This window comes from Mesorhizobium sp. M7A.F.Ca.US.005.03.2.1 (assembly GCF_003997795.1).
GTDB classification, from domain to species: domain Bacteria; phylum Pseudomonadota; class Alphaproteobacteria; order Rhizobiales; family Rhizobiaceae; genus Mesorhizobium; species Mesorhizobium ciceri.
On sequence record NZ_RZRP01000193.1, the window covers coordinates 1 to 8,642 of the forward strand.

12 protein-coding genes and 1 pseudogene are annotated in these 8,642 nt (G+C 64.8%); 10 read left to right on the plus strand and 3 right to left on the minus strand.

Annotation, left to right across the window (positions count from 1 at the left end; translation table 11 throughout):
• The 3 genes from EN991_RS13270 to EN991_RS13280 all read left to right on the plus strand — a co-directional run.
• A partial coding sequence (locus EN991_RS13270) for a universal stress protein (RefSeq protein ID WP_164769023.1) occupies positions 1–221 on the plus strand: 221 nt, incomplete at its 5' end.
• Between the two features lie 86 nt (positions 222–307).
• Positions 308–598, plus strand: a complete 291-nt coding sequence (locus EN991_RS13275; RefSeq protein ID WP_013530564.1) for a DUF1778 domain-containing protein — start codon at positions 308–310, stop codon at positions 596–598.
• The gene (locus EN991_RS13280; RefSeq protein ID WP_127368917.1) at positions 595–1,089 is read left to right on the plus strand and encodes a GNAT family N-acetyltransferase; all 495 of its coding nucleotides are present in this window, start codon (positions 595–597) and stop codon (positions 1,087–1,089) included. The genes EN991_RS13275 and EN991_RS13280 overlap by 4 nt, the downstream gene beginning before the upstream one ends.
• Before the next feature lie 35 nt (positions 1,090–1,124).
• Here the strand turns inward: EN991_RS13280 and EN991_RS13285 are convergent, their stop codons facing one another.
• Together EN991_RS13285 and EN991_RS13290 are read right to left on the minus strand one after the other, a co-directional pair.
• Positions 1,125–1,874, minus strand: a complete 750-nt coding sequence (locus EN991_RS13285; protein ID WP_127368918.1) for a sulfite exporter TauE/SafE family protein — start codon at positions 1,872–1,874, stop codon at positions 1,125–1,127.
• Positions 1,875–1,895: 21 nt separating this feature from the next.
• Positions 1,896–2,102, minus strand: a complete 207-nt coding sequence (locus EN991_RS13290; protein WP_063168653.1) for a hypothetical protein — start codon at positions 2,100–2,102, stop codon at positions 1,896–1,898.
• Between the two features lie 137 nt (positions 2,103–2,239).
• Between EN991_RS13290 and EN991_RS13295 the strand changes: the two genes are divergently transcribed.
• The 7 genes from EN991_RS13295 (at position 2,240) to EN991_RS13325 (ending at position 8,054) form a co-directional block, all read left to right on the plus strand.
• On the plus strand, positions 2,240–3,112 hold the full coding sequence (locus tag EN991_RS13295) for a LysR substrate-binding domain-containing protein (protein ID WP_024501774.1): 873 nt from the start codon (positions 2,240–2,242) through the stop codon (positions 3,110–3,112).
• Positions 3,113–3,243: 131 nt separating this feature from the next.
• Positions 3,244–3,744, plus strand: a complete 501-nt coding sequence (locus tag EN991_RS13300; RefSeq protein ID WP_024501775.1) for an Lrp/AsnC family transcriptional regulator — start codon at positions 3,244–3,246, stop codon at positions 3,742–3,744.
• Positions 3,741–4,904, plus strand: a complete 1,164-nt coding sequence (locus EN991_RS13305; RefSeq protein ID WP_127368919.1) for a saccharopine dehydrogenase family protein — start codon at positions 3,741–3,743, stop codon at positions 4,902–4,904. The genes EN991_RS13300 and EN991_RS13305 overlap by 4 nt, the downstream gene beginning before the upstream one ends.
• A 110-nt stretch (positions 4,905–5,014) precedes the next feature.
• The gene (locus EN991_RS13310) at positions 5,015–5,821 is read left to right on the plus strand and encodes an ABC transporter substrate-binding protein (protein WP_064994007.1); all 807 of its coding nucleotides are present in this window, start codon (positions 5,015–5,017) and stop codon (positions 5,819–5,821) included.
• 105 nt (positions 5,822–5,926) lie between these two features.
• Positions 5,927–6,598, plus strand: coding sequence for an amino acid ABC transporter permease (locus EN991_RS13315; protein ID WP_013530557.1), 672 nt, complete (start codon positions 5,927–5,929; stop codon positions 6,596–6,598).
• A complete protein-coding gene (locus tag EN991_RS13320) occupies positions 6,595–7,269 on the plus strand; it encodes an amino acid ABC transporter permease (RefSeq protein WP_127368920.1) in 675 nt (224 codons plus the stop codon). The genes EN991_RS13315 and EN991_RS13320 overlap by 4 nt, the downstream gene beginning before the upstream one ends.
• Positions 7,270–7,325: 56 nt before the next feature.
• Positions 7,326–8,054 (plus strand): amino acid ABC transporter ATP-binding protein, encoded by a 729-nt coding sequence (locus tag EN991_RS13325; RefSeq protein WP_024501778.1) that lies wholly within the window; start codon positions 7,326–7,328, stop codon positions 8,052–8,054.
• A 10-nt stretch (positions 8,055–8,064) separates the two neighbouring features.
• On the opposite strand, the pseudogene EN991_RS13330 reads toward EN991_RS13325, so the two are convergent.
• Positions 8,065–8,642, minus strand: a pseudogene (locus EN991_RS13330) (MFS transporter); the annotation flags it as partial.

The window sequence follows — 8,642 nt, forward strand, 5'->3', positions numbered from 1 at the left end:
GGTGCAAGGCATCGGCCGACGCCGCCGGCGTCTCGGCGGAGGTCGTGCATGTCGAGGACAAGCGGCCCGCCGAAGCCATTCTGGAACTGTCGCAGGCCCTGGGCTGCGACCTGATCGTCATGGCTTCGCACGGCCGCCGCGGGCTGGGCAAGCTGCTCCTCGGCAGCCAGACGGCGGAAGTGCTGTCCTACACGGAGATCCCGGTGCTGGTCGTGCGCTAGGGCTACTACGGATCGCATGCTCCATCGAACCGGGTAATGACAATGTCGTTACGCTGTGCTAGATATGCGCGACGAAGGAGCCGTCCATGCCAACGTCACATCATCCGGTGCCGAAGAGCGTTCCGCTCAACATCCGCGTCAAGCCGGAAGTTCGCAATCTGATCGACCGCGCAGCCGAATTGCTCGGTAAGAATCGCACCGACTTCATGCTTGAAGCCTCGCAACGCGCCGCTGAGGAAGCGTTGCTCAACCGTCTCGTGTTTACCGTCGAACCGGATGTCTACGCTGCGTTTCTGGCACGCCTCGACGCGCCGCCGCAGCCCAACGACCGATTGCGCCGCACGATGACGACAAAGGCTCCGTGGGAAGCTGCGTGACGCTGTCGGTCCCGGTTCCACTCGCGGATCATCACGAACTCGGGGAATTTTCGTCGGGCATTACAGCGCTCGACGATTGGTTGAAAAAACGTGCTCGCACCAATCAAGCGGGCGGTGCATCCCGGACCTATGTGACTTGCAAAGGCAACCGTGTGATTGGCTACTATGCCGTTGCCAGCGGCGCCGTGAAAATGGTCGAAGCTTCCAGCCGTTTCCGGCGCGACATGCCCGATCCGATCCCCGTCGCAGTGCAAGGCAGGTTGGCCGTAGACCAAGCCTATCACGGTCGGGGCATCGGGCGGGCGCTGGTAAGGGATGCCGGTCTACGAATTCTCCAGGCTGCTGAAATACTGGGCATCAAAGGCATAGTGGTGCATGCGATTTCCGACGATGCCCGAGCTTTCTACATCACCATCGGGTTCGAGCCCTCGCCGGTCGAGCCGTTGACACTCATGGTCACGCTCGCTGATCTCAGCGAAAGCATTGGCTGACGACTTCCTGCCAGTGCTCTGGGGAAGTCCGGCGCCTAGAACACCAACTCCCCCACGAGATAGACCCCAAGCGCCAGCAACCCCGCGAAGAACACTTTGCGGAAGGTCTCGACACTCATCTTCTGGCGCAGCGCCTGGCCGGCGAACATGCCGGCCAGCGCCGGCACAAGGGCTGCGACCGAACCGACCATTTGCGCACTCGGCGACGCCAGGGCGCCGGTCCTGAACAACCCGATGGCGAGCGCCGCCGTCGACACGGTGAAGGACAGGCCGAGCGCCTGGATCAGGTCTTCTTTCTCCAGCCGCAGCGACTGCAGATAGGGCACCGCCGGGATGACGAAGACGCCGGTGGCGCCGGTGACCAGCCCGGTCGCCACCCCGACCAGCGGTGACATCAAGGCTTCGCCGCGCGCCGGCGTGGTGAAGCCAAGCTTGAGCAGGCCGAGAATGGCGTAAAGCACCAGCGCCGCACCGAGCCCGGCCGAGGCAACGCCAGAGTGCGTGCCGGTCAGCAGGCCGGCGCCGGCAACGGTGCCGAGCATCACGCCGGCCATCATCGTCCACAGCCGCTTGCACAGCCGGCCGAAGGACGGGCCGGTCAGCAATTGCCAGAAGTTGGTAACCAGCGACGGGATCAGCAGCAGTGCCGCGGCCTGTGCTGGCGGCATCGTTACCGCCAGCAGCCCCATCGCCACGGTCGGCAGCCCCATGCCGACGACGCCCTTGACGAAGCCGGCGGCGAGGAACACGGCGCCGATCCAGGCGAGGATGCCGGCGCTCAGCATGATCGTATCTTCAGGGCCGGATCAGTCATGCAGCAGCATATCGGTTGCGTCGGCATCCGGGCTGGCGGCCTTTGCCGGCGCCGCATCGCGGCTGGTGGATACGACCGTCGCCGCGCATCCCCGCAGGCCTGATCCCGCTCGCGCCATGGCAAGGCCGGCCACGGCAATGGCCAGCACGATCGCCGTGCTTTCAAGAATGCCGAGCCGCCCTGATGTTCGTTCGTTCATCGCAATTCTCCTTCGAAACTGTTTGACGAAAATCCTGGCCGATCACAATGTGGAAGTTGCGCTGCCAGCCTTCGGCCACGACGAAGGCTGGTTGGCCGACCGCCTTCCCGGCGCTGAATATTCGCAGGAGCAAGAGAATGCGCTTCGATCTGGTCGATCTCCGCCTGTTCCTGCTGGTGGCCGAACGCGGCAGCATCACCCATGGCGCCGAGCTTGCCGGACTGGCCCTGGCGTCGGCCAGCGCCCGCATCAAGGGCATGGAGGAGCGGCTCGGCGCGCCGCTGCTGGAGCGCCGGCGCCGTGGGGTGGTGCCGACGGCGGCCGGACAGGCGCTGCTGCATCATGCGCGCGCGGTGCAGAACCAGATCGAAGCGATGACCGGCGACCTCGCCGCCTATGCCACCGGCCTGCGCGCCCGCGTCCGGCTGATGGCCAACACCGCCGCCACAGCCGAGTTGCTGCGCGAGATCCTGCCCACCTTCCTTGTCGCGCATCCCGGCATCGACATCGAGCTCGACGAGCGCCCCAGCCATGAGATCGCGCAAGCCGTGGCCAGTGGTGCGGCCGATCTCGGCATCGCCGCCACCTGGGCCGGCCTTGCGCACCTCGAGCAGAAACCGTTCTTCATCGACCGGCTGGTGGTGATCGCCGCGCGAAACCGGCCCGGCCTTGAAGGCCGCACCGTCAACCTCACTGAGCTTCTCGGCGAATCTTTCGTCGGCCTCAGCACCGGCCATGCGCTGCAGGAGCACATCGCCCGCCAGGCGGCCCGCCTTGGCGGCCATCTGCATGTCCGCATCCGCGTTCCCGGCCTCGACAATGTCTGCCGGCTGGTCGCGCAAGGTGCCGGCATCGCCATCGTGCCGGAAAGTGCCGCGCGCCGCTCGGCACGCTCGCTGCGACGCCTTCGGCTGACCGACGACTGGGCGACGCGCCAGCTCAATCTCTGCGCCCGCCGCTTCGACGATTTGACGCCGCAGGCAAAATTGCTGGCGGCAGCGCTGGCGTGAGCCGGACAGCGAGCACCTATCCCCATCAGCGCTGAATCATTGCCTTGCTTTTCAAATATTCGTGACGTAGCTTGTTTGCACATTGGCAAAAAAATCGCCAAACTTTTTTCCTTTTGTGAAAGACGGGGACTTTGCGGGAACATCTCGATCTGACCGATCGGCGGCTGGTCAAACAGCTGTCGCAGGACGCCCAGCCGGGCATCAACCGGATCGCCGAGATATTGGCGATTTCGGTGCCGACGGTGCGCTCGCGGCTGCGCAACCTGCTCGACCGCAACCTGCTCAAGATCGTCGGGCTGCTGAACCTGACCGAGCGCCCCGAGCTGATCTCCGCCATTGTCGGCATCAATGCCCAAGGGCGCGGCCGGGCCCGCGAACTGGCGCAGCGCATTGCCGAACTGCCCTTCGTCAACTCGGCCTCGGTGGTCACCGGGCGCTTCGATATCATCGTCGACGTGACGGTGGCCGGTGACGTCGCCGATCTCTACCGCGTCACCAGCGAGCTGATCCCCGGCGCCGGCGAGCCAGGCGAAGTCGTGCGCAGCGAGACATTCGTCGTCATGGCGTCCTGCAACAAATGGGTCAGCCTGCCGGAAGGCTGCTGGTCGGACGACCGCAAGGAGCCGGCATGAAGATCGCGGTTCTCGGCGGCCTCGGCTTGCAAGGCCGGGCGGCAATCACCGACCTCGTCGCCAGCGACGGCGTCGAGGAAATCGTCTGCGTCGATACCGCAGCGGACGGCCCGGCCCGGCTTGCCGGCCTGACCGATCTTGCCCGCGTGCGCTTCGTGGTGCCTGAGGGCGCGATCGGCCAGGCCCTGGCCACTGTGCTTGATGATGTCGACGCCGTCATCGACCTGTTGCCGCAGCCGCTGATGCGCGAGGCGGTAAAGGCCGCGATTGCCACGCGCACGCCGCTGGTCACCACCAATTACGCCAAGTCGATCGCCGACCTGGCGCCGGCCGCCGAACAGGCCGGTGTCTCGATTATGACCGAATGCGGGCTCGACCCCGGCATCGACCTCGTGCTCTACGCGCGCGCCGCCAGGCAGTTCGACTCGATTTCTTCGATCGATTCCTATTGCGGCGGCATCCCCGAGCCGAAGGCGATGGCCAAGCCGCTGTGCTACAAGGTGAGCTGGAATTTCGACATGGTCCTGGTCAGCCAGAACCGCGACAGCGTGATGATCGAGGACGGGAACCGTGTCGCGGTGCCTGCCGGCCAGCAGCACGACAATCCGTTCATCCATGAAATCGAGGTTGCCGGTCTCGGCAGGCTCGAAGCCTTCCCCAATGGCGACGCGCTGCACTATGTCGAGATGCTGGACGCCGCAAAAGGGCTGCGCCGCTCCGGCCGCTACACACTGCGCTGGCCGGGATGGTCGGCCTTCTGGGCGCCGTTGAAGGAACTCGGTTTCCTCTCTGAGGACAAGGTGCCCGGCACCTCCAACAGCCCGCGCGAATTCCTTGGCCGGCTGCTCGGCCCGCAATTGCAATACGGCCCCGGCGAAAAGGATCTTTGCGTGATGCGCAATGTCTTTTCCGGCCTCGAAGGCGGCCGCGCCAAGACGGTGACGTCGGACCTGATCATCGAACGCGATCTCGTTTCCGGCCTGTTCGGCATGAGCCTCGGCGTCGGCTATCCCGCCAGCATCGTGGCGCAGATGCTGGCGAGGGGCGAGATCACCAGACCCGGCTTTTTGAACCCGCTGCTGGATGTGCCCGACATCAGGTTCTTCGATGAATTGGCCAGGCGTGGCATCACGGTTTCCGAGACGGTGGCACGGGACTGAGGCGAAAGATTTTCGAACGGTGGCTGCCGCCGGCAACGGCGCTGCCGCTCAAAAAGGAGCCCAAGGAGAACCGCGGGCACACATTAACGACAACAGGGAGGAATACCGAAATGAAGATTGCCAGACTTTTCATCGCCGGAAGACTTTTCATCGCCGGGCTTGCGCTCGCCGGGCTCACCGCTGCGGCCAGTGCGGGTACGCTCGACGACATCACCAAGCGCGGCGAATTGCGCGTCGCCGTGCAGACCCAGGGACCGCCCTTCTCGCTGGTCGGCGCCAATGGCGAACGCACCGGCAGTTCGGTCGAACTGGCCGAACTGATGGCCAAGGAAATGGGAGTGAAAATCACCTTCCTCGACTTCGACTGGGATGGTTTGATCCCGGCGCTGCTGTCGGGCAAGGCCGACCTGCTGGTCGCCGACATGACACCGACGCTGGCGCGCGGCATGAAGGTCGCCTTCACCACGCCTTACATGTACACGGGCAGCACCGTCTTCACCAAGGCCGACAGCAAGTTCAAGACCACCGAGGACTGCAAAGCCAAGGGCACCAAGATCGCCGTGCTGCTCGGCGCCACCGGCGAGAAGGAAGCCAAGAAAGCCTTCCCCGATGCCGACATCAAGAGCTACAAGGGTGGCGGTCCGCTGCTGCTCGACGCCGTCAACAACGGCCAGGCCGACTGCGGCGTCAACGACGTCTCGGCGGTCAAAGGCCAGTCGACCGCCTATCCGGCCGGCACCTTCACCATCATGCCGGACCTTCTGTCGAAGGAGCCGCTTGCCTTCGCCACCCGCTATGATGAGCCGGACCTGTTGATCTGGATGAACCTGTTCCTCAACCAGGTCACTATCGACGGCCGCCTGCAGAAGAACCTCGACTACTGGGTCAATTCCGACGCCTGGAAGAAGGATCACTAAGCAGCGATAAATCCAGGCGGTTTCGCGCGCATCTTAAACGCCGCGAAGCCGCCCGGAATTTCGTTTCATCTGTCGTTTCCTGCGCTCTGGGGATTTCACCCAACGATGCTCGAAAATTTCAGTTTCCGCACCATCGTCGAATACCTGCCGTTGTTCGGACAGGGCCTGGTCACGACCGTGTGGCTGTCGGCGCTGTCCTTTGTCGGCGCGCTCATCGTCGGCATCGTGCTGTGCGCCATGAATCTGCAGCGCGGCTGGCTGTTTCGCGCCCCAGCCAAGGCCTATATCGATGCGGTGCGTGCCACGCCCTTGCTGGCGCAGCTCTATTTTCTTTATTTCGGCCTGCCCCGGCTCGGCTTCGTTCTGCCGGAACTCGTCGTCGGCATCCTCGCGTTGTCGCTGAACAGCGGCGCCTATATCGCTGAAATCATTCGCGCCGGCATCCTGTCGATCCCGCGCGGCCAGGTCGAGGCCAGCGTCGCTTCGGGCATGACCTATGTCCAGCGCATGCGCCTTGTCGTCCTGCCGCAAGCCTTCAAGGTGACGATCCCGCCGCTGCTCGGCCAAGCGATCGTGCTGGTCAAGGATTCCGCCCTTCTGTCGCTGATCTCTGTTTCGGAACTGACACGCGCCGGTCAATTGCTCGCCTCCGACCGCTTCATGCCGGCGGAAGGCTTCCTCACCATCGCCGCCTTCTATCTGCTGCTCTATTACGGCCTGAAAGGGCTGGCTGGGCTCTCCAGCCGCTGGCTCGGCACAGCGGGGGCGCGGACATGATCTGGCAACAACTGCAAAGCCTCGCCGGCTCCTATCCACTGGCCCTGCGCGGCCTCGGCATGACCGTGTTGCTGTCGCTGATCAGCCTGGTGCTCGGCACGCTGCTCGGCTTCGGCCTCGGCATCCTGCGCACCGGCGGCAACCGTCTGATCTCGGGCTTGATCGGCGCCTGGGTCGACCTGATCCGCGGCACGCCGTTCCTGGTGCAGATCTTCCTGATCTTCTTCATCCTGCCGGAGTTCGGCATCGAGCTCGACGCCTTCACCGCCGGCATCATCGCGCTGACCAATCTGGCTGCCTGCTTCATCTGCGAGATCGTCGTCGCCGGCATCCGCTCGGTACCGACCGGCCAGGTCGAGGCGGCACTGGCGTCCGGCCTGTCGCGCTGGCAGCGCATGCGCCAGGTGGTGCTGCCGCAGGCCATGCGCATCGTGCTGCCGCCGCTGGTCGGGCAATATGTGCTGCTGATCAAGGATTCTTCCGTCGTCTCGGCCATCGGCCTCACCGACCTCACCCGCGTCGGCTGGCTGGTGGTGCAGCGTGTGCCCAACGGCCTGCTGGTCTTCTTCCTTGTCGGCGCCGGCTATTTCATCGTCTGCTATCCGCTGATCATGCTGGCCCGCCGGCTGGAGCAGCGCATGGGCGCGGCGCATGGCGAGGTGCAGTTGTGACTTCCAACCTCAAAGGTCCAGAAAACATGACCAAAACGGGCCTTGCCAAAACCGGCATGATCGACTTTCGCGGCGTCAACAAATGGTTCGGCTCGCTCAACGTGCTCAAGGACATCACGCTCAGCGTCGAACCGCGCGAAGTGGTCGTCGTCTGCGGCCCGAGCGGCTCGGGCAAAAGCACTCTGATCCGCTGCGTCAACGGCCTGGAGGCGATCAAGGACGGCGACCTCGTCGTCGACGGCCAGCGGCTCGGCGATCCCGCCACCAACATGACGCAACTGCGCACCGAGATCGGCTTCGTCTTCCAGTCGTTCAACCTCTATCCGCACAAGACGGCACTCGAAAACGTCACGCTCGCCCCAATCCATGTCCGCAAGATCCCGCGCGCCGAGGCTGAAAAAGCAGGCCGCGAATTGCTGGCCAAGGTTGGCCTCGCCGACAAGGTCAATGCCTATCCCGCACAGCTCTCCGGCGGCCAGCAGCAGCGCGTGGCGATCGCGCGTTGCCTCGGCATGCGGCCCAAGATCATGCTGTTCGACGAGCCGACCTCGGCGCTCGACCCCGAGATGATCTCCGAAGTGCTCGACGTCATGGTGGCGGTCGCCGAGGAAGGCATGACCATGATGGTGGTGACGCACGAGATGGGCTTTGCCCGCAAGGTCGCCCAGCGCGTGGTGTTCATGGACGCCGGCGCCATCGTCGAAAGCGGCACGCCCGACGAGTTCTTCTCACACCCCAAGACCGACCGCAGCCGCGCTTTCCTGAGCAAGATTCTGCGGCACTAAAGGCGGGCGGTCAGGTCGCCTCTTCCGCGCTGCCGCCAATCGCAAACGCTGCCGGGCCGCCGCGCCGCCTGAGCAGCGCGATGGCGAGGAAGGCGATGACGCCGCTCGCGGCGACGACCACCAGCACCCACAGGGAATTGGCGACCGATGTCCGCGCCATCATGAAGGCGAGCGCGAACGGCGCGAAGGCCGAGGTGAACTGACGGGCGGCGCTCGCCCATCCCAGCCGCGCGCCATAGCCTTCGCGGCCGAAGAGTTCGAGCGGCAAGGTGCCGCCGACGATGCTGGTGAGGCCGGAGCCGAGGCCGAACAGGAATACGAACACGAAGGCGCCGGGCAGCCATGGCGTGGTCAGCAACAGCGCACACAGCCCGGCCGTGAGCAGTGACGCGGCAATGACGGCAAGGTGCGTCTGCTGCAGCCGCCCGCCAAACAGCATGTTGATCAACCGGCTAGCGACCTGCGCCGGCCCGAACAGGGTCGAGACGAAGAGGCCTGCGGTGCCGAGCCCAAGGGCCGCCGTCAGCGGCACCATGTGGATGAGGATCGCCGACAGCACGAAGCCTTCGGTGGCGAACCCCGCCAGCA